At 50.0% G+C, this 20,021-nt stretch carries 21 protein-coding genes; 13 read left to right on the forward strand and 8 right to left on the reverse strand.

Going from position 1 to position 20,021, the window contains the following annotated elements:
- The first annotated feature begins 89 nt into the window (after positions 1–89).
- From ACEW81_RS06310 to ACEW81_RS06325, 4 genes are all read left to right on the forward strand, one after another.
- Positions 90–1,289, forward strand: coding sequence for a hypothetical protein (locus tag ACEW81_RS06310; protein WP_373532120.1), 1,200 nt, complete (start codon positions 90–92; stop codon positions 1,287–1,289).
- 489 nt (positions 1,290–1,778) lie between these two features.
- Positions 1,779–2,753, forward strand: a complete 975-nt coding sequence (locus ACEW81_RS06315) for a sigma-70 family RNA polymerase sigma factor (RefSeq protein WP_373532121.1) — start codon at positions 1,779–1,781, stop codon at positions 2,751–2,753.
- Between the two features lie 104 nt (positions 2,754–2,857).
- Positions 2,858–3,967 carry a 30S ribosomal protein S1 gene (locus tag ACEW81_RS06320; protein WP_373532122.1) on the forward strand — a complete coding sequence of 370 codons (1,110 nt, stop codon included), beginning with the start codon at positions 2,858–2,860 and terminating at the stop codon, positions 3,965–3,967.
- A gap of 135 nt (positions 3,968–4,102) precedes the next feature.
- Positions 4,103–4,693, forward strand: coding sequence for a type II secretion system protein (locus tag ACEW81_RS06325; RefSeq protein ID WP_373532123.1), 591 nt, complete (start codon positions 4,103–4,105; stop codon positions 4,691–4,693).
- Positions 4,694–4,702: 9 nt separating this feature from the next.
- Here the strand turns inward: ACEW81_RS06325 and ACEW81_RS06330 are convergent, their stop codons facing one another.
- Both ACEW81_RS06330 and ACEW81_RS06335 read right to left on the reverse strand, forming a co-directional pair.
- Positions 4,703–5,428 (reverse strand): M14 family zinc carboxypeptidase, encoded by a 726-nt coding sequence (locus ACEW81_RS06330; protein WP_373532124.1) that lies wholly within the window; start codon positions 5,426–5,428, stop codon positions 4,703–4,705.
- Between the two features lie 29 nt (positions 5,429–5,457).
- Complete coding sequence (locus ACEW81_RS06335; protein ID WP_373532125.1) at positions 5,458–6,156, reverse strand: lysophospholipid acyltransferase family protein; 699 nt, start codon at positions 6,154–6,156, stop codon at positions 5,458–5,460.
- Between the two features lie 94 nt (positions 6,157–6,250).
- Between ACEW81_RS06335 and rpe the strand changes: the two genes are divergently transcribed.
- The 3 genes from rpe to ACEW81_RS06350 all read left to right on the forward strand — a co-directional run bounded on the left by rpe (position 6,251) and on the right by ACEW81_RS06350 (position 8,248).
- Positions 6,251–6,925 (forward strand): ribulose-phosphate 3-epimerase, encoded by a 675-nt coding sequence (gene rpe, locus ACEW81_RS06340; protein WP_373532126.1) that lies wholly within the window; start codon positions 6,251–6,253, stop codon positions 6,923–6,925.
- A gap of 141 nt (positions 6,926–7,066) precedes the next feature.
- Entirely contained in the window at positions 7,067–7,825 is a 759-nt protein-coding gene (locus tag ACEW81_RS06345; protein WP_373532127.1) for a hypothetical protein, read from the forward strand.
- Between the two features lie 105 nt (positions 7,826–7,930).
- A complete protein-coding gene (locus ACEW81_RS06350; RefSeq protein WP_373532128.1) occupies positions 7,931–8,248 on the forward strand; it encodes a hypothetical protein in 318 nt (105 codons plus the stop codon).
- A gap of 7 nt (positions 8,249–8,255) precedes the next feature.
- Here the strand turns inward: ACEW81_RS06350 and ACEW81_RS06355 are convergent, their stop codons facing one another.
- The 3 genes from ACEW81_RS06355 to ACEW81_RS06365 form a co-directional block, all read right to left on the reverse strand.
- Positions 8,256–8,633, reverse strand: a complete 378-nt coding sequence (locus ACEW81_RS06355) for a CBS domain-containing protein (RefSeq protein ID WP_373532129.1) — start codon at positions 8,631–8,633, stop codon at positions 8,256–8,258.
- A 592-nt stretch (positions 8,634–9,225) separates the two neighbouring features.
- Positions 9,226–9,408 (reverse strand): hypothetical protein, encoded by a 183-nt coding sequence (locus ACEW81_RS06360; protein WP_373532130.1) that lies wholly within the window; start codon positions 9,406–9,408, stop codon positions 9,226–9,228.
- Between the two features lie 155 nt (positions 9,409–9,563).
- A complete protein-coding gene (locus tag ACEW81_RS06365; RefSeq protein ID WP_373532131.1) occupies positions 9,564–9,968 on the reverse strand; it encodes a hypothetical protein in 405 nt (134 codons plus the stop codon).
- A 208-nt stretch (positions 9,969–10,176) separates the two neighbouring features.
- Between ACEW81_RS06365 and ACEW81_RS06370 the strand changes: the two genes are divergently transcribed.
- A complete protein-coding gene (locus tag ACEW81_RS06370) occupies positions 10,177–10,824 on the forward strand; it encodes a hypothetical protein (protein WP_373532132.1) in 648 nt (215 codons plus the stop codon).
- Between the two features lie 197 nt (positions 10,825–11,021).
- On the forward strand, positions 11,022–12,296 hold the full coding sequence (gene ahcY, locus ACEW81_RS06375) for an adenosylhomocysteinase (RefSeq protein ID WP_373532133.1): 1,275 nt from the start codon (positions 11,022–11,024) through the stop codon (positions 12,294–12,296).
- A gap of 115 nt (positions 12,297–12,411) precedes the next feature.
- On the opposite strand, the gene ACEW81_RS06380 is transcribed toward ahcY, so the two are convergent.
- From ACEW81_RS06380 to ACEW81_RS06390, 3 genes are all read right to left on the reverse strand, one after another.
- Positions 12,412–13,155, reverse strand: coding sequence for a PD-(D/E)XK nuclease family protein (locus ACEW81_RS06380; RefSeq protein WP_373532134.1), 744 nt, complete (start codon positions 13,153–13,155; stop codon positions 12,412–12,414).
- Positions 13,139–17,287 (reverse strand): ATP-dependent helicase, encoded by a 4,149-nt coding sequence (locus ACEW81_RS06385; protein WP_373532135.1) that lies wholly within the window; start codon positions 17,285–17,287, stop codon positions 13,139–13,141. Before ACEW81_RS06385 ends, ACEW81_RS06380 begins: the two co-directional genes overlap by 17 nt.
- Positions 17,288–17,462: 175 nt before the next feature.
- Complete coding sequence (locus ACEW81_RS06390; protein ID WP_373532136.1) at positions 17,463–17,606, reverse strand: hypothetical protein; 144 nt, start codon at positions 17,604–17,606, stop codon at positions 17,463–17,465.
- Positions 17,607–17,816: 210 nt separating this feature from the next.
- On the opposite strand from ACEW81_RS06390, the gene fliW reads away from it, so the two are divergent.
- The 4 genes from fliW to ACEW81_RS06410 are packed head-to-tail and all read left to right on the forward strand — an operon-like array spanning position 17,817 to position 20,020.
- Positions 17,817–18,323, forward strand: a complete 507-nt coding sequence (gene fliW / locus ACEW81_RS06395; protein WP_373532137.1) for a flagellar assembly protein FliW — start codon at positions 17,817–17,819, stop codon at positions 18,321–18,323.
- A 2-nt stretch (positions 18,324–18,325) separates the two neighbouring features.
- On the forward strand, positions 18,326–18,586 hold the full coding sequence (csrA, locus tag ACEW81_RS06400; protein ID WP_373532138.1) for a carbon storage regulator CsrA: 261 nt from the start codon (positions 18,326–18,328) through the stop codon (positions 18,584–18,586).
- A 4-nt stretch (positions 18,587–18,590) separates the two neighbouring features.
- Positions 18,591–19,310 carry a tetratricopeptide repeat protein gene (locus tag ACEW81_RS06405; RefSeq protein ID WP_373532139.1) on the forward strand — a complete coding sequence of 240 codons (720 nt, stop codon included), beginning with the start codon at positions 18,591–18,593 and terminating at the stop codon, positions 19,308–19,310.
- Positions 19,307–20,020: a glycosyltransferase family 2 protein gene (locus ACEW81_RS06410; RefSeq protein WP_373532140.1), complete on the forward strand. Its 714-nt coding sequence runs from the start codon at positions 19,307–19,309 to the stop codon at positions 20,018–20,020. The genes ACEW81_RS06405 and ACEW81_RS06410 overlap by 4 nt, the downstream gene beginning before the upstream one ends.
- Position 20,021: the final 1 nt, after the last annotated feature.

Below are 20,021 nucleotides of genomic sequence, written 5' to 3' on the forward strand. Positions count from 1 at the left end.
CGTGGGTTTGGCCAAATTGGCCTTTGGTTTTTTAAAGAAATAGACTTAAAGCAATCTTAAAGCAATAAAGATGAAGGGGTTTCATAATCATGGGCATTTTCGCGCATGGCGTGTCTGGCGCTCCTGTCACGCTTGGCAAGCCATTTCCAAACAACCGCTTAAAGCAAAAAACCGCTGTTCAACCCGCCAATGGGCCATTTTACGCAAAACCGGCCCAAGCCAGCCTTAAAACAGGAAAGGCTCAGGCCAGCCCTAAAGCCGAAACAGACCGTCAGGCCAAGCCCTACCCACCCAAAGCAGGCCCACTATTGGCCATTATTGATGATTACCAAACCGGCCTCATTCCTGCCTTTGTTAAAAAGCCCACCCCCTCCAGCAAACTGTTGCTGGAAGCACCCACCAACGGCTTGGCATCGCACGGCCATGTGGTAGAAGCCCATGCCAAAATAACCAGCCCCAACATCCGTATCGAACGGATTCAAGCCCCACTGAAAAAAAACTGGGGAAAGCAGGAGACCGACATTGTGGAGGCACTGCAAATTTTGAACCGAAGACTGGAAACCGACAAATCCATTGACGCCATCAACCTGTCTTTTGGATTGGCCTTACCCATAGAGCGCATTCAACAGGATTTAAACCTGCCGGAGTTAAACGCCCAAAACATTCATCGTCATCGGGAGCGTATTTTAAAGGAGTTTGATCAAATTCAGTTTTCACCCCCCTTGCTGGGCATCAAAGGCTTGCATTTATGGGGCGAGGGGCAAAAAAAGTACATTCAAAAAGCCATGGCCTTACTAAGCGAAATCGCCCGGAAAAAACCCGTGTTTGTTTCAGCGGGCAATGCTGGCAAAGATAACATTAACGTTCTGTCGCTGGTTAAAGGAGTTCACAGCGTGGGGGCAGGCGGTATAAAACCGGGTTTGGCTGATTATAGCGCCGACAACAGCCTGATTCGACACTGGGCCAAAGCCACCAAGCGCTTCATTCCTATTAAAAACGAGCAAGGGCAACTCATGGGCCTGACCTTAGACGACATCAACCACCCTAAAAAAGGGAGTCGCAATCACGGTCAAGAGGTTTTAATCCCGCTCAACGCCCTAAAAATGAGGCCCTGCGGGCAGGGGAAATGGGTAAACGGCCTGGAGCGGGCTGGTATTATGAACAGCGTTTTAAGCGGCACATCGTTCACCTCCTCTCAAGTGGCGGCCCAAAAAGCACAACAGATCCACAGGAATCGAAAACTGTTTGGGTTCACCCCTCAAAACAAGCCCGCCCAGTTGCCAGAGTGAGTCAAGAAACAGGGAATAACCTCCCATTTGGGCTGCCCTGAATACGAGCTGATTAAACCTTTTCGTAAACAAAAGTTACAAAAAGGCAATTTTAGGATTGAAAAGTATATACCAATGAAATAACATTTAGGTATCAGCAGTTCGTTCGCTCCCAAAGCGCAACCCGAATCCAATCTCCAAATGCCAAAGGGCAAAGGGCATAATCAGACAGCGCAAAAGATAGTTACTGGCCTCGTTACGGGATGGCCTGAGCGAGTGAATTCAAGCGCGTATGATCACAGGCCTGAAACCGCTTAAAGCAGCATTTATAAAACCACGAGACTGAACAGACTCCTGGATTAAACACGCACTCCTCTCTCAAAACAACATGCTAGAAGGGAAAGCCTTGCCTTAGGACAAGGCTCTTTTTTTTCGGACCAATTGCCCACCAAGCGGCCACGGTTCAGCCCCACCTAAAAAATACATGTATATAAAGTAGGAGGATCCGCCATGTCCACCTTAACGCCCCAGCCATACCTCTCCAGCGATTTCGACCTTGAGGCTGACACACAGGACTTTACCGAAGAAGCGGAACCCCTGACCCGGCTTGCGGTTTCAGCCATCGATTTTGGAGAAGACACGGCCTCCTGGTACTTAAGGGCCATTTCCGCCCAATCCGGTCTTTTAAGCAAAGAAGAAGAACTGACCTTGGCCCAAAAAATAGCGCAAGGCGACTTAAGCGCCAAACGCAAGCTGGCCAGAGCGAACCTTAGGCTGGTGATCAGCATCGCCAAGCGCTACACAGGGCGTGGGGCATCGTTTATGGATTTGGTGCAGGAAGGCAATTTAGGGCTGATGAAAGCCATCGACAAGTTTAACTACCGGCTGGGCTACCGGTTTTCCACGTATGCCACCTGGTGGATCAAGCAATCGGTGTTGCAGGCCTTTGCCGATCATGATCGCCCCATTCGCCTACCGGGACATGTGGTGGACAGCGTGATTAAACTCCGCAAAGCACGACAGGTATTAAAAGAGACTCTGGATCGCTCGGCAACTGATACGGAGCTGGCCAGTTTTTTAGGCGTTTCTATCCGCAAAATTGAACAATTGACCAGATCCTCGCAAAAAATGATGAGCCTGGAAGCCGAAATGACATTAAAGGATGGAAACACCCAAACTTTGGGAGAAACCATTGAAGATGATCGCCTCCCTGAACCGGATCAAAATCTGCATCGTGATAAATCTTTACAATTATTGAGAATGGCTTTACTGAGTCATCTGGATGAGCGTGAACGTGATATTCTATTGAAGCGCTATGGCATTCAGCCAGAGTGTAACGCCACCCAGATTGAAGAACCGGGCCGAATGACCCTTGAGGAAATTGGCAAACACTACGGCGTAACCAGGGAGTGTATTCGTCAGGCGGAAATACGGGCTATCCGCAAACTTCGTTCCTCGTCATTTATACAACAATTAATCGATTAGACAGTTCTGTTTCCCGTGATATTATTGATATAATTCATTGGTTGGACTATGCTATGCCATAGTCCGGCCCTTCTATTTTGTTTCTGTTGGAGGTATCTCACCCTATGTCCCCCCGTAAAATCAACCCCTACCTCGGGGATGAGGAAATTCAGACGCCTGAAAAGCTTGAATTCGAGAAGCTACTGCAACAATATGATTATGCTTTCAAGCGTGGCGAAATCGTTCGGGGGTCCATTATTGCTTTGGAGTCCAACGGCGCGCTGGTAGATATCGGCGCAAAAACTGCGGCTTTCCTTCCCAACAAAGAAGTAGCCTCTCCTTACGCAACGGCCCAATCGGTTGTAAAACCGGGCGAAGATTTTGATTTCTACATCCTGTTTGAAGAAGATGAGGATGGTCAGCTGACCCTGTCTCTGCGTCGGGTACAAACCGCCCAGAACTGGAATACGCTGGAAGAATTAATGAACAACGACACCGTGGTTCATTGCAAGGTGACCGCGGTTGTTAAAGGCGGCTTACTGGTGGATGTAATGGGCCTGCGTGGCTTCATTCCTTCCAGCCATCTGCGGGTTCGCCAGCAGCTGGAAGAGTTGGTTGGCAACGAACTGCCCGCCAAAATTATTAACCTGGATCGCCAGCGCAACAACATTATTCTGTCTCACCGTAAGATGATGGCCGAGCAAATGGCTGAACAGCGCAAGGATTTGTTCTCCAAGTTGCACGAAGGCGCATTGGTGCAGGGCGAAGTGGTTCGTCTCACCGATTTCGGCGCGTTTGTGGATCTGGGTGGCGTGGATGGCTTGTTGCCCCTGTCTCAAATGTCCTGGCGCTGGGTGGAGCATCCCTCCGATATCCTCAGCATCGGCGACAAAATTCAGGTGGAGGTCATTGGCATTGATCATGAAAAACAACGGGTCAGCCTTTCCATTAAAGGCCAGCATGCCGATCCCTGGAACGAAGTTACCAAGGAACTGGGCATGGGCGATGAAGTGGAAGGCACCATTACCCGCATGAAGCATTTCGGTGCTTTTGTGGAAGTGTACCCCGGTGTGGAAGCACTGCTGCCCAGCAAAGACATTGGCGAATACGAACATCGCAACAACGTCAAGCTGGATGTGGGCCAAACCATCAAAACCTACATCATCAAATTCAGCCCGGATGAGCGCCGCATTAGCTTGAGCTTCCACGCTCCCGCTACCGCCAACGCAGAATAACGCTCACCTTAATGCTTTCGAAAAAGACCTGTTAAAAAAACAGGTCTTTTTCTGTAGAGTTCTTTAAGTTATTTAAGAGTGTAACGATAATCATATTCAGGTTACGTCATTACAACCCATCAGAGTTAAAGTACAATGCTCCATCCATTCTCATTTAAAAAGGGCTTTACACTGGCCGAACTACTCATCGCCCTAGCTATTTTAGGGGTCATTGCCACTTTTACCATTCCCAAAATTCTATCGTCGCAGCAAAACGGGCAGTTTAACGCAGTGGCTAAAGAAGATATCGCCATGCTTTCTGGAGCCTATCAACTGGCTCAACTAGCGGGAACCGTTACCAGCAGCACCACGCCTAGCGATTTGACACCTTATATGAACTACATTGCTCTGGACACCACCTCGACCATTGATGCACTTCATGGCCTTGGGGTCGCTGTATCATGCTCCGGCGGGCAGCCGTGCTTGAGAATGCATAATGGTTCAATAATTCAACTATACCATCGCAGTTTTGGCGGCACCGCCACTAATAATGCAATTTTAGTACTCATCGACCCTGATGGCAGGCAAACGAGCAGTACAACCAATGGGGCAGGCAAAATGATGGAGGCCTTTATTTACTACGATGGGCGCATCGGAAGTCGAGGCACTCTGCACACCACAGCTATATCCAGCGATGGGCCAAGACCTGCCGACCCAAACCATGAGCCATCTTGGTTTAGCTGGTAACCTGAGAAGTTAGAAGCGAATAAAAGCCTCAAGCGCATTGCGATTGGCGGCCCAAACCTGATCCAGAGATTCCGCGGGGGGGAGTTCGGGGTCAAAGGGTTCATCCAAACCGGGGGGGAGCTCCAGCGTTACCACCGGAATTTGACGAATTTTGCCCGCATAAGTCCCAAAAGAACCGGGCGTGGGATAGCCAATACTTTCCACCACCTCATAGCCGGACGCCTCCGACATGGCATCCGCCACCGCTCGGGCGGGTCCGTCAAAGTTCAACACTTTGTAAGGGGAATGAACGGTTAAAATCTTTTGGGGCTGATACTGTTCAATCAGGGCCATCACCAAGCGGGTTTCTGGCTCACTGGCAGCCGCCTTGCCGGAATAATAGGGAGTGTTCAAGTTATCTTCCTGCCAATCCGGGGTGGGGTAATTGCGGTTGAGATCCACCTGATGGGCGTTCATCCGGGTGCCAGCAGCCAAGCCATCCGGGTTTAGCACCGGAATAATCAAGGTGGGCTGGTCATTAAAATCAATGGGGGCTTGGGCAAACTGCCCCGCTTGCAACTGGGCCACAAACCGGGTCAGCAACTGCCCGCTAATGGCCTCATCCCCGTGAAAAACCCCAATAATAAGGCTGTTGAGCTGCTCCGGCTGAGACGGGCCAAAAAATACGCCCTCAATCGGCCGGTTTTGCACCGAGTGAGACAAAATACAACGATGATGGGAAAGGGCAATGCTCATACATTTATTGTACGAGAGAAATTCAATTTTTAGAGCCGCTCCTGCTGATGAAATCCATAGCGGGCATCCGCATGCAAATTCACCCGCATCAACTCCGCCTCCAAATGGGCGCAATGGCTGCGGACTTGCTCCTCGCTCAGGTTCTCTGGCACATGCAGGGGTTTGCCATACACCAGTTGCATGCCCGTAAAGGGCAAGGGGGCATGGTAGTGATCCCAAGATTTCTCAAACTTGCTGAGCAACCATTGGGTGGAGGACCCTAAGGGCACAATGGGGCTTCCGGTCTGGCTAGCCAAACGAATAATACCCGGCTTTACCTTGTAGCGAGGCCCTCGTGGGCCATCCACCGTAAAGGCAATGGAATGATTTCGCTCCAGAAGCTCTTTTCGCAAACCTAAAATAGCCTGTGTTCCGCCTCGCTTGTGCGATCCTCGTACGAAATGCCGAAACCCAATGGTGCGGGCCAAGCGGGTAATAAATTCCCCATCATTACTGGGGCTGACCAGAATGGCCACACTGTCCAGCGGTACCGCCTTAAACAGACAATACATGCGTCCATGCCACAGGGCATAAATCACAGGCTTGCCCGAGTTTAACAGGGTCTGGGCCTCAGGATCGTATTCGGTTCCATCCACCCGCCAGGAGGCCCGAATCAACCGCAATGGCTGTCCGGCCAGTTGAGATAAAAAAACCTTTAGAAACCTGTTATTCTTGATTTTAATGCCCATGGGTCCGCTTCACCTGATTGGATGGGTTCCATCATAGCCTATTTGTGATTATATGAGAAAGTTGGCTGTGTTTTCCCCAAGGAGTGAATCCCCCATGAGTTCTTTCGCCCCGGTGTATGACCCCACGCAAGTGCTGATTGCGCCTTCCATCCTGTCGGCTGACTTTGCCAAACTGGGAGAAGCCCTGCAATGCCTGGAGGCCAGCGGCGCGGATTGGGTGCATGTGGATGTGATGGACGGCATGTTCGTACCCAACCTGACCCTTGGGCCACCCATTATTGAGGCGCTGCGCAAGCACAGCAAGCTGCCCTTTGACGTGCATTTGATGATTGAACAGCCAGATCGCTATTTGTCCCACTTTCGGGATGCCGGGGCCGACGTGCTGACCGTGCATGCTGAAGCCTGTCCGCACCTGCACAGAACCCTCACCGAAATTCGCAGGCTGGGTTGTAAGGCTGGGGTGTCTCTCAACCCTGCCACCCCGGTGTCCGTGCTGGAAAACGTACTGGATGAGCTGGATTTAATTTTAGTCATGTCCGTCAATCCCGGCTTTGGGGGCCAAAGCTTTATTCCCAATAGCCTGAAAAAACTGGCCCAAGTTAAAGCGCTCATTGCCGATCGGCCTATTTTTCTGGAAGTGGATGGCGGTGTATCGCCCCAAAATAGCGGGGCCGTCAAAGCGGCGGGGGCCAATGTGATTGTGGCGGGTTCCGCCGTGTTTAAATCCAAAGATATTCCGGCCACCATTCGGGCGCTAAAAAACGCCTAAGACATGCTCATTGGCCTGCCAACCACAAAACAAGATTGCCGATCCGGCCCAGCCTGCGCTCGTTTTTTTCAAAGGTTTTGGAAAAACAGACCGATACGGTTTACAACAGTTGAAGTCCCTGCGGCAACGGAGCAATCTTTTATGAAGCGCCTATTGGCCATTGCCTTTTTAAGCGTAGCCCTCACCCTGATAAATCCTGCGAGGGGCTGGGCTTGGGATGGAAAGTGGACCAAAGCCAAGTCGGGCAATGCCGAAGATTTGTTTGATGATCCCGGCCGCAGCCAGGGAAAAGCCGGGACCGATCCGCCTCAAAAATTCTGGATGGCTGGCCCCAGAGACTATGTGGACGTAGATCCCGAGGAGTTGAGTGACTATTTTGATCGCAAAAACAAGGATTACACCCCTTACGCTCTGGTCCGTGTTGAGCAAACCCTGCATTACCAAAATCTTCACCTGCCTAAAGGCTATTACCTGATTAAACCCGGCGATGGCATGGATGGCTCTATCAAAGCCAATATAGAAACACTGGACGACTACGGTCCAAAACCGCCACAAGCAGTGCCACCGGTAACAACCTCACCCTTGCCCCCTCTGGAAACGGAGGTGGAAACCGAGATAGAAAATACCGAAAACCCACCGGCAGCCCTACCCCCAACATCCTTACCCACCCGCAGCAGGCCACAGGGCTTAAGCGCCAGGGTACCTGTTTACCAAACCCTGGTCATTATTCGCCAAGGCAGAGTGGTGGGCGTGGTACCGGTGCATCGTATGAGCACATACCGCCCCACTCAAAAACAAAAAATACCCCGACATGCACTGGCCTGGGTAGAATGGGAAGAACGGCGCCCCATATTGAAGTTCTACGATAAGAAATGGGTGTATGAAACCGAGTTTCAGTAAGCGCACGGTGTCAATCCGGTAAATCGGTGGGGTCAAGCACGCATAATATTTGATAGAATGGGGAGATACTTTATCCGAGAGAAGTCCCTGAAAGGATATTTCCCCTTGATTCTGGAAGCGTTCAGCACCCACCTGAAAGCGCATACCAAGCCAAATTACCCGCCTGAGCGGGTTTTAATGGAGTGGTTAACCAGCATTTTGTTACTGCCGCCCAAGCCGGGTGATCTGATTGGCAAAATTGTGCATACGGAAATCAGTCGGGTAGAAGGTCAGGGGCATTACTGGTTTGAGGGAAAAAGCAATACCGGGCGGGAACTTTTGACAACCCTGACCCAATACTGCCGCAGTTATGATCATTGGCAATTCAGTCGCTGGGTGCACGAAGTGCGAGCCTCCGATTTCCAGCGCAAATACGGCTCCTGATTCAAACTCAACCCGCTTGGCGCTGCTGTAAACGTTTTTGCTCCAGGCTGGCCAGGGTTAAAATGCCGATGGGCTGATTGTTTTCCATAACGGCCATAAAATCCAGCCCGCTGCGGATTAACTGCCGTTTGGCTTCCTCTATTGATACATCACTACTCACGGTGAGCGGAAAGGGGCGCAAATACTCGCGAACGTCTAGGTCGTTCAAGGTGGCTGGTGGTAATGCACCCAGTTCTTGAGCAAACACCACCCCAATCATTTGCAACCCTTCCAGCACCACAATCCAGCCGGACTGTTGCTGAGCCATCAGCCGCTGGGCTTCCATGGCGTAATCGTTGACGGAAATAGTGAGCATCACCGGCTCTGTTAGCTCTAAAAGTCTCATCTATCAATGCTTTCTGTGTCTTGTGTTAAAAAATTTTTAGCCTGCAATGGCAATCTATGGCCTAAATAGCCTCCGGCTGGGCCTGTGCTTTTATCAATGGTTAAAACAAACGGAAGGTTAAGCCAATAGCCTCTATTCTAGCCTTATTTTAAGGTATCGTATATTCCACAACCGGACCAATACAGGCTGTGGAAAATAGAAACCCGTAAAAACACGGAAAACGCTTCTTTTAGAAAGCGTTCCAAAGAAAAAAGCACAGCCTAAAGTAAGCTGTGCGCGCTATGAGGAGTTAACTGTAAGTGCAAGTTGAAGTGAAGCTTGAAAAGTCAGTGTTGAGTCGTTGAAATGGCAGGTGAGGAGCGAGTGAAATCTTATATATATAATATAGACCACATGCCAAAAAACTTTAATTCTGGCCCTCAAGCCTTACCCTGATTGACTTTCAGCATGACAGAACAAGGGTTTTTCCCCGATCTTTTCAACCCCTTTAAAAGTATATAAAACCCCAGCACCATCCGCATGTCCGACCCAATCGATGCGAAAAACCCCTAACCCTAAACATCAGAACGCTGGTTCAAATCAATGGCAAAGCCTATTCATCTGGCGAACGGCGGACCAGAATGGCGGGTGGAAAGGATACGTACTGATTACGCCTGAAAATGCGGCTAAGTTCAGCGGCCAGCCCGCTCTGATCGGTCTGTTTGGTTTGCCGTTCCGGCATCACGCTCCCATCGCTTTTCAAAAACTGCAACAAGCATTCTTCATTCAGGTTCATAACGGCACCACAATTAACTTGAAGCCGCCTGCAAGGGAAGCCTTCTACACACTCTTATGGTACCTAACGGAGATGGGTCCCATCATCGGCCAAGCGATTTAACTTGTCCCTAGCCCGAAGATCTACAATAAATAGGGGACCATAGATTCAAAGCACTAGATGTGGCTATCCAGCTGATAACCAAGCATGGCACCCACTACCGGCCCAATAACCCAGCCGATTACAGGCAAGTCCCGGCCGACCGCCAAGCCCAGGGAAGCCCCAGCAAGGGTACCATCCCAGTTAGGGTCCTCAAGCCCCGCGTTTTCGGGGGAGGTGGTTTCCCGCGCAGAAAGCACTCGCCCTTTTTCAACCTTGGCAAAATCAGAATAATTAAAAGCAAAAGCCTGAAGCTGTAAAGCCTGCTCGGGTTGCTTGAGCAACTGTGTAAACATTATGGACATTACACAAAATAACCCACCCATTAACAAAATCCCCGCCAATAAACGATTGCCCAATTTCACCAGCAAAGCGATTCGAGCCTGAGCCGTTTCCAGCAGGTTAAAACAGCGGTCACTCATGGGCGACTCCTTGTTTAATTCAAATTGCGGACGACGAAGCGGGCGCAGGGTGCTACATTAAAATAAAAACAATCAATAGAGCAGGATTGCCTGACTCGGCTTGCAACTTCTGGAACCCTTCGGCCAAAAAGCGCCCAATTCCCTGGCAAGCGGCTAAAATACAATCAGTAATGAACGATTCCGTGCGTGGACTGATGGGTGGACTGAAATGATGAACAAGCGGTTTTTATATCAATGGATTGCCCTCAGTATAACGGCAGCGGTTGGGTTTTGCCTATTCTCCGAATGGGGAGTAGCGGAAAAAACCGTTCAGGCCGAAGCCCGTTATCAAAACCCGACTGATCTGGAAATACTAAAGAACGATTTAAACAAACTGGACAATTTGGCCAGTGACGGCTTATGGGGAGAAGCTTCTGTTATTGTGGGCCAGGATATTCGCGCCAGAGACATTTATACCCGCTATGTGGAGAAAGCCGCTAAAATTAGTGGCGAACTTTTAAAAGTAGGTAAACGACTGTCTGAGGAAGATGCAACCGTCTCCTTACAGCAGCTAGGCGCCATTTGCCAAAAAGTAAGCCTGACCAATACCCGCTTTAAAAACACCTTTCAGCACGGAGAAGAACAATTTCAGACCTATCAACTGATTCAAAAAGCCATTGGCAATCTGGAATCAGCCATCAGCTATTGGCGGGTTTCCAACCGGTATCGTAAAATTTATCGGGGCGGAGCCAGAGAGCGACTGGAAGACGATGAAATTTTAAAAACCAAACTCCTGACAGCCACCAACGCCATTGACGAGCTAAAAACCATTATGACCACTCAAGAAGCCTTATCTCGTAATCTGGAAGAAGAATAAATCAGTGCAAATCCAGCACCTGTGGGCTTGCGGCGTGAACACCCATTCAGCCTGCCAGCTTGCCATGCCAAACCACCCTTTAAAAGTCGCAAACCCAAAGTAATATGTCGACTTGGCTTGACATTGCTTCTTTGGTAAAGTAAGCCAAGGCGTCGCCTATGCAGAGCGTCGACCTGATTAAATTTTAGGAGTTCGATATGCCCGTGATGACAGCGATTCCCAACGAAATCAAAGATCCTTCCCTGGCCCCTCAGGGCAAAAAGCAAATTGAGTGGGCTAATCGGGATATGCCCGTATTGGCGCAAATTCGTGAGCGGTTTGCCAAAGAAAAGCCGTTTGCGGGCATTCGTATCGCCGCTTGCTGCCATATCACCAAGGAAACCGCCAATCTGGCCCGCACCTTGCAAGCTGGTGGCGCTGAAACCGTGCTAATCGCCTCCAACCCGCTCAGCACCCAGGATGACGTGGCCGCCTCTCTGGTTCAGGATTACAACGTTTCCGTCTACGCCCTGAAAGGCGAATCGGTGGAAACCTACACCAAGCACGTGAATATCGCCCTGGATCACAAGCCACAAATTATTATTGATGATGGCTCCGATGTGGTCGCCACCCTGGTGAAAGAGCGCCCCGACCTGATTACCGATATGATCGGCAGTACTGAGGAAACCACCACCGGCATTGTGCGTTTGCAAGCCATGGAAAAAGACGGCAAACTGCCCTGGCCTGCCATTGCCGTAAACGACGCGCAAACCAAACACTTTTTTGACAACCGCTACGGCACCGGCCAAAGCACCATGGATGGTATCATCCGGGCCACCAACATTCTGTTGGCAGGCAAAAATGTAGTGGTCGTTGGCTACGGCTGGTGTGGCAAAGGCTGCGCCATGCGGGCTCGTGGCTTGGGCGCCAATGTAATCGTGACCGAAATCAACCCCATTCGGGCCATTGAAGCGGTTATGGATGGTTTCCGGGTAATGCCCATGACCGAAGCCGCCAAAGAGGGCGATGTGTTTGTCACCGTGACCGGCAACCGCCACGTAATCGACAAAAAGCACTTTGAAGCAATGAAAGACGGCGCCATTGTCTGCAACTCCGGTCACTTCGATTTAGAATTGAACCTGGAAGCCTTGGCCGCTATGTCCAAAGGCCGCCAGCAAATTCGTGAGTTCATGGAAGAGTTCACCATGAGCAACGGACGCCGGGTACTGGTACTGGGCGAAGGCCGCTTGATCAACCTGGCCGCTGCCGAAGGCCACCCTGCCAGCGTCATGGACATGAGCTTTGCCAACCAGGCATTGGCTGTGGAATATCTGGTGAAGAACAAAGGCAAGTTGTCCAATAACGTTCACGTTCTGCCTGCCAGCTTCGATCACGACATTGCTACCCTGAAACTTCAGGCAATGGGTGTGTCTATCGATGTTCTGACCTCTGAAATGACTGAGTACATGAACTCCTGGACCGTTGGGACTTAATAAACCCAGCGTAACCAACCCTTTTTTATAACGCTAAAAGCCCCTTTTCCCAGCGGATAAGGGGCTTTTAGTATTGATACTATCCAGACGGTAACAACGCCCCGTTTTAGCAAAACTATTGATCAATGCCGCAAATGGTTCGATAGGAGCAAAACTTATCCGGGCATTGCAGGCTCTCGGGCAAGGCGTACTCTTCCTCCACCGCCATGGCCGACACAATGGCCTGCAAGGTTTGTCGGGTGGCCTCATGCTTGGCCGAATTATAGGGCAAAACCACTTCTCTCACCGGGGTGTGGGTATCGGCCTTTACTTCCACATACACAAATTGAACCTGCTCGGGCTGAAGCGGCCCATGGGGGTTCAGCCCCAAATCTTCCGCCGATGGGGTGTGCGCCACTTCCAACAAGGCGTATAAATAAAGGCGGGTTTGCCAGTCCAGCTCCGGGTTGCGAGGAACACCCGTGCCGGTTTTCCAGTCAATCACCAAAACCATATCCTGCCTACGGGCCACCCGATCGATTCGACCTGTCAGCCAGTCGGTATAACCCTCTTCGGTAGAAATTGGGGTATGAAAGGCCCACTCATTAGCAATCACCGGCAAATGGGCAATGGGGTGATTGAGAAGTTTTTGCCAACTCACCCTCACATCCATAGGGGCGTTGGCCAGTAGCAACCCGCAATCCAGCCCACGGGCCTGATAATCCAGCAATTTATGCACATCCCGCCCCAGCCGAAAATGCTGAATATCAGCGGGCCACTGCATTTTTTTAACGTGCTTGTAAAAAAACTGTCGCTTGCACCGACTCCAGGATTTAAAGGCATCCGAAGAAATTTGGGTAAATTCAAGTGGCCTGGGCATTTTGAGCCTCCCGAATGGCAACCACGTTATCGGTCATTGGGTGCAACTGGGCTTTAATCACCTGAAACGCCATCGCAGGCTCCATTTTTCGCAATTTATGATACCGGGTCATAGCTTGCGTATGCGCCGATAAATACAAAGCGCGTTTGGCACGGGTCAGCCCCACATAAACCAATCGGGCCTCCTCCTCAATTTTTTCCCGCTTTTTATCCAGCTGATAAGTGTCGGACAAGCTTTGCCCAGCGGCTTTAAGATCAATGCGATCCAGCTCCTGAAGCAATTTATCCGCCTCATCAAAACGAATGCTATCGGCGGCATGGGGAAAGGTTTCCGCTTGCAGAAAAGGCATAAATACCACGTCAAACTCCTGCCCCTTGGACTTATGCATGCTCATCACCTGCACCACCTGATGAGCGTTCTGGGACAAGACATCCCCAAAACTTTTTTTGCCTCGCCAGGATTTTTGAAAGGCATCAAACTGCTGAATCACAATTTCCAGCGGCGATAAATGAACCAGATGCTGGAAACTATTTAAAATATCCTGCGCCATTAACGCGCACAAATAGCCGTTGCTGCGATCCGCCACCGACAGGCAAAACCGATCCGCCATGCGGGCAACCAGCCCGTTAATATTGCTGCCTGCCGCCTGCCTGCCAAAATCCAGAAAATCGTAATGCCATTGCTTAACAATTTCATCCGTGAGGGTTAGAGGAGATTGATAAATCAGCGGCTGGCTTTCCATCCAGGCCTTGCGGGCCTGGTTTTCGGGGATGAGTTGAGCATCTACCTGAAGTTGATACCAGCGACTTTGCAGGGCTAAATCGCTGGGGGTGGCCAACAGCTTGAGGGTGGTGACAATCAGGGAAAAAATGGGATTCACATTCAGTTGATCGCTCAAACTAACCGCCGGAATTTTGGCCTGATGCAACAACCCGGTCAGCCGGTTTACCTGAGAGTTGGTACGCACCAGAATGGCAATGGCGGTTTCCGGCTGATCGGCGCGAATTTGCAGAATACGCTCCACCAGCCACGACTCTTCCATCTTGTCCAGCTCAAATAATTGAGCGCTAGGCGAATACAACAATTCAGGATTTTGACCTTGCACCGGCAACATCTTCACCGGCTGAAAGGCCTGCTCCAGTCCGGGCAAGCCACTGGCGGATTCCATCCAGAAGTTGGCCAGATCAATAATTTCAGGGGCGCAACGGCCACTATGGGTCATATGAACCGGTAGGGCCGCGTTTTTCACAAATTCCCGAAACACGGAAGTATCCGCCGAACTGAAGGTGGTGGTAATGGATTGATTGGTGTCACCAGTGCGAATCAGGTTGGGCGTTTCCCCGCCCAGCAAGGCGATAAAGTCTTGCAACAGGCGAGATGAATCCTGAGCCTCATCCTCAATAATATAAGTAAATTGTTGCTGATATTTCTCTCGAATATCGGGGAAACAACGTAAAATTTCCACGGCCTTAATGATGAGATCCGTAAAATCTAGCGAGCCACTGTGATGCAACTCGTGGTTGTAAAGCTGGAAAGCGGGCAAAAACTCACTTAAGCGAAAGTTGCCCGGCATGGCCTGAATTTGGGTTTGAATGGCTGATTCTGTCACCCCAAACATTTTGCAGTGACTCATGCCCCGATCAATGGCCCGTTGCCAATCCGATAAATTTTTAGTGGATTCAGGCTGAGTCAAAGTGGCCACTTTTAATAGAATGTCTCCCCGGCCATAATCATCCAAAATAGTCATATCATCCGGGAGAAACCCGGCCAGAATGGCGTGATCGTTTTCCGTTAAAATACGCAAGGCCAAACTGTGAATGGTAGACACCACCGGCAACTTACTGGAAATACCAAATAACTTCTTTTTTAAGCGCCCTAGCAGAGTTTTGGCGGCACTATCCATATAAGTCAGCACCAAAATACGATCGGGCTCAATTCCTCGCTGAATGAGTTCCAGCAACATTTCCACGTTTACAAAGGTTTTACCCGCCCCCGGCACGGCGCTAATGGCCATGGTGCCTTGCCGATAATCCAGCACAGGGGCCTGATCGGGGCGTAAAGTGGCTCGCTCCAAATTGTGCAAATCCTTCACCGCCTCAGGTTTATTCAACAGCCGACACTTCAATAAGCCCACCTGAGCGCCGCCCAAATCATCCAGCTCACTGGCATAAGCCTTTACCCGCTCCTGAGCCAGCAACAGCAGGGAGCGGGTGATGTGTCCGGCTCGGGTGCGAATCACCGCCTCGTTAAAGCCCTCGCCAAAGGCGGTGGTTGAACCATCCCATACGGCGGAATGCACCCAGGCGTTGTATAGCGGGGCATTGTCACTGCGAGCCCACTCACGAGATCCCACATCCAGCCACAACTGGATTTTGCGGTAAATTTCCAAATCAATCATTTTTTGAGGGGTGCCAATAATCACCGACTCCGGGTGAATGGCCTCTGGCATTTCCGGCGTGTCAGCCATGGTACCGCTTTTCACCTGCTCCAGCCACCGGCGATTAAAATCATCGCCCGCCACCACACCCTGATGCCCGGTGATCTCCGTGAGTCCCTCATAAATGGCCCGCTGGCGCAGATAACTTTGAATAATGCGGTTCAAATCCGAATACCCGTCTCGGGGGGTGGAATGCTGGGCTAAAATCTCTTTGAAAGCCGAATACAACTGTTGATCAAAGCCCAGTGTGGCAGCCTTTTGCAACCACTGAGCCAATAAATGGTAGCGCTGCTGGGCAAAGACTGAAAGCGCAAAAGGCAGCGTTTCGGTGGGAGGCAAGGGGTAAAACCCTTCCGACGATTGCCCCAGCCAGTCATGCACACTCTGAGACAATTGATCCAGCATTTCACCGCTGATTTCCGGCAATTGGTGGAAATTCAGCACATGGGTTAAAACGGTCTTAATTTCCCAGCGGGTGGGGTAAATTTTCCATTGTGCGGCGTTGGCCCATTGAATAAGGGAAATAAAGCCTTTGCACTTAGGATTATCGCTAGGCCGTTTGGTTCCCGACAACAATTGCACCGGAATGCCCCGCTGGCTGAGCCGACTTTGCAAATGGTAAAAACTGATGAAATCGGTTTTAGGCAACACCACACAAAAATCCCCGGCCCCATAACCGGACTCCAGCAGGGCCAAAATGTCTTCCACCACCTGCTCCAGCATTTCCACGCGGGTAATAAAGCGATCATCCAGGCTTACCAAAGCGGGCATTGGCTGAAAGTCCCGCTCGCTTTTCCAGTTGGTCAGCAGCGTTTGGCCAGCCTGATACACGGCATCCTCTCGGGCAAGCGCCACGGTTTGACCCGGGCGCAACGCTTTTAAAGCGCTCCAGTCATAAGGATAAGCGTTCAAATACCCCCGACGAGAGCCTCCATCCACATCCGCCGCTAAAATCAAAGTCTCCAAAGTGGGCGACAGGTACTCAATCAAGCGTTGTTGAGCCACGATGGTTTCATCCACATCATCCACCACCAGGTGCTTTACATCCGCTTTCAACCATTGAGACATGGCGTTATCTTTTTTCAGCAAACTGCTAAAAATATCCAGCTGCTTATTGGGGTCTAATACCCGCAGCGTATAGCTTTCCACGTCAAACTGCTTTTCCAGCCAGCTCACTTCCGGGCGACACATTTCATCCAGCAAAATAGAGCGCTCCAGCATATCCTTGCGGGTCAGCTGATTTTCGGAGCGCAACCGCAAACGCCGTACAATTTGTTTGAGGATATGTTGATCGGAACCTGGAAAATTCTCAAAAACGCTTTGGCCCTTTTGCTCCGCCTCTTTTCGCAAACGGGCTAACAACCACTTTAAAATCAGTTCCGTATCTTCCAAACCCGACAACTCAGGCCGAATGGCGGCAGCGCCTTTTTTCAGAACCCCCGCCATCTCCTGCTCAACCAACGGCCAGTAATTAAACAAAGTGTTTCTGGCAAAGCCCGCATAGGTATAAATAGGCAACTGGGCCACCGCATGTTGCCGCCCCCCCAGCAAACGTGCCATAAATGCCTGCTGACGGGCGTGATTGCTACACAGCACCAACACCGAAGAGGCTGGGCGGGTTTCCAGCAAGTGTGCCGTTTCTTGAATTAAACGCGTGGTTTTTCCAGAACCCAACGGGCCTTCCACATACAACATCGTTTCAAAACGCCTCTTCAGCCCGACAAAACAGGCCAGCTAAAAGCCAGTTCATCTACTATACCGGATGTGTTGTCAGACCCAAAGCAGTAAATCTTCGGTTTTTTGAAATTAAAAAACAGGAACTTTACCCCCAGAAAACAGCCTCACTCATCCTGCTTTCTATGGAAAGTGCTTAATTAACGCCTTCGCTGGGCATGAATTCTTTTAAAATGGCATCCCGGTTTTGACGAAATTGCAGATAGGTATCCCAATCATTGGCAATCTGCTCCGATTCCTTCAAAAGCCGCTCCAAATCCTGTTGCGTGATGCTTATCATTTTGCGATCCCAATCATCCCTCAAGTGTCCTTTTGGTGAAATATTGTCCCTCTGTCATCGAACGAACCTGCAAAAAGTTTAGAAAAACTGGCCCATTTATGACTTTTTCTTTAAAATGGTTTAGGTATCGTTACATCTTATACATCCCTGAGACGATATTATACAAGAATGAAATAAAAAGTAAAAAGTTGGTGAGAATGGGAACCCCAAATGGCTAACAAAACAATTCAAACCGCGCGATTTGGAGAAGTCTCGGTCGATGATGATCGCGTCATCCATTTCATTGAGCCGATTTTGGGTTTCAGTGATTCTGGACGTTATGTCATCCTGGATCATGCAGAGGATTCACCGTTTAAGTGGCTTCAATCGGCCGATGACGCTGAGCTGGCCTTTGTGGTAACCAATCCCAAATTATTTGGTATTGATTATGAGTTTGTTCTATCGGATGAAACCGCCGAACAATTACTGATTCAAAACGCCGAAGACGCGCTGGTGATGACCATTGTCAATATTCCCCAGGAAGATCCCAGCAAAATGACCACCAACCTGCTAGGCCCCATTGTGGTCAATCAGGCCAGTCGCAAAGCGCTTCAGGTTGTTTTGCACGAAAGTGGCTACAACACCAAAACCCGGCTCCTGCCTGACGATGTGCTACAACAGCAAGCCAAAGGAGCGCCTCCGGTTTCATCCCCGGCATCCGCTGACAAGGGGGAATAGGCATGCTGGTACTGACCCGGAAAACCGGCCAGAAGATCATCATTGCCAACGAAATTGAAATTACAATTTTGGAAACCAAAGGCGATGCGGTCAAAATTGGCATAGAAGCCCCCAAACAAATCACCATTTACCGGGAAGAGATTTTCGAGGAAATCAAAAAAAGTAACCGTCAAGCCACTGAACAGGCTCAGGCAATTCGATTGAACGAGGCCATTGAGGCCGTCAACCTGATCAAACCGAGCTCGCCCAAGCGGGAAGGATAACGACGTGGCTTTCTTGTCCTACATTCAGGAAGCCAGGGATTTTATGTTCCGGGATAAAGACCCGGCCAAGGCGGAAGCAGCTTTGCGTCCCTTCCTGTCTCAACCGGAAAGCGCTGAAGAACAAAGAGCGGTTTACGAGTTGATGGGAATCATTCTTCGAGCTCAATCCCAATATAGCGAGGCCGCCAAGCTGTACCAACAGCTGGGGGATCACTATCAGGTAGGCTATTGTGCCATGTTGCAAGGAAAAACACAGCCTATGCAACAGGCTTGGGGCAAAATGCTGGCGGTCAGGCAAAACCATTGGTGCATTGCGCTGTATGGGCTGATTCATCGTCAACTGCGAAGCTACCCCACTATTTTTCAGATCAGGAACCATATGGAAAGCGATTTGGCCAACCTGATCGCCGCCCAGCAAACAGACTATCTGGAAAGCTTTTTAAGCCATGTGGATCTTTTAACCCAAATCAATCTGGAAACCCCCAAATTCGCGGGGCGGGCCCTGATGAACGCCGGTTGGCTGAACCGGGCCGGGAAATACCTGTTACAGGGCCAGAAAACCTTGCCCAACGATCCCGAAATTTACTTTCACCTAGGCCAATATAGCGCCGCTTTGGATCATATCAAAGAAGCCCGACTGATGCTGAAACAATGCCTGATGATTAGCCCGACCTATCGTCCGGCCAGCGAATTACTGGCCAGTCTACCAGAGCATACCCCATGATGATGAAGAAGCCTCAAACCATCAGTATTTTAATTCCTGTTTATAATGAAGTGAGCTTTTTAGTGGCGCTGCTGGATAAAGTGGAAGCTGTTAATTTTTGCGATTTGCAAAAAGAAATTATTATGGTGGACGATGGCTCTACCGATGGCACCCGAGATATTCTGAAGCGCTACGAAGGCAAAAGCCCTTACCAGGTGATTTTTCACGAAAAAAATAAGGGCAAAGGGGCGGCCCTACGAACTGCGCTTCAATACGCCTCGGGCGATATTATCGTGATTCAGGACGCGGATTTGGAATACGATCCTAAAGATTACCCCGAACTCATTCAATTAATTCTGGATGGCAAGGCCGATGTGGTTTACGGCAGTCGGCTTACTGCGGGAAAGCCGGTCAGGGCCTTTAACGTGCTGCATTATTTTGGCAACAAGTTTTTAACGCTGGTTACCAACATCCTGTACAACACCACCCTTACCGATATGGAAACCTGCTATAAGGCCTTTAAAGCCGACTATGTCAAAAACGTGGTGATTCACGCCAATCGCTTTGACTTTGAGCCGGAAATTACGGCCAAAGTACTCAAACAAGGCGCAAGACTGTATGAGGCGCCCATTTCCTATTGCGGACGAAATTTTGATGAAGGCAAGAAAATAACCTGGAAAGACGGCATTTCCGCCTTATGGACACTGCTTAAATATCGCTTTGTGGATTAAT

It is taken from the genome of Vampirovibrio sp., assembly GCF_041737375.1.
Lineage (GTDB): Bacteria > Cyanobacteriota > Vampirovibrionia > Vampirovibrionales > Vampirovibrionaceae > Vampirovibrio.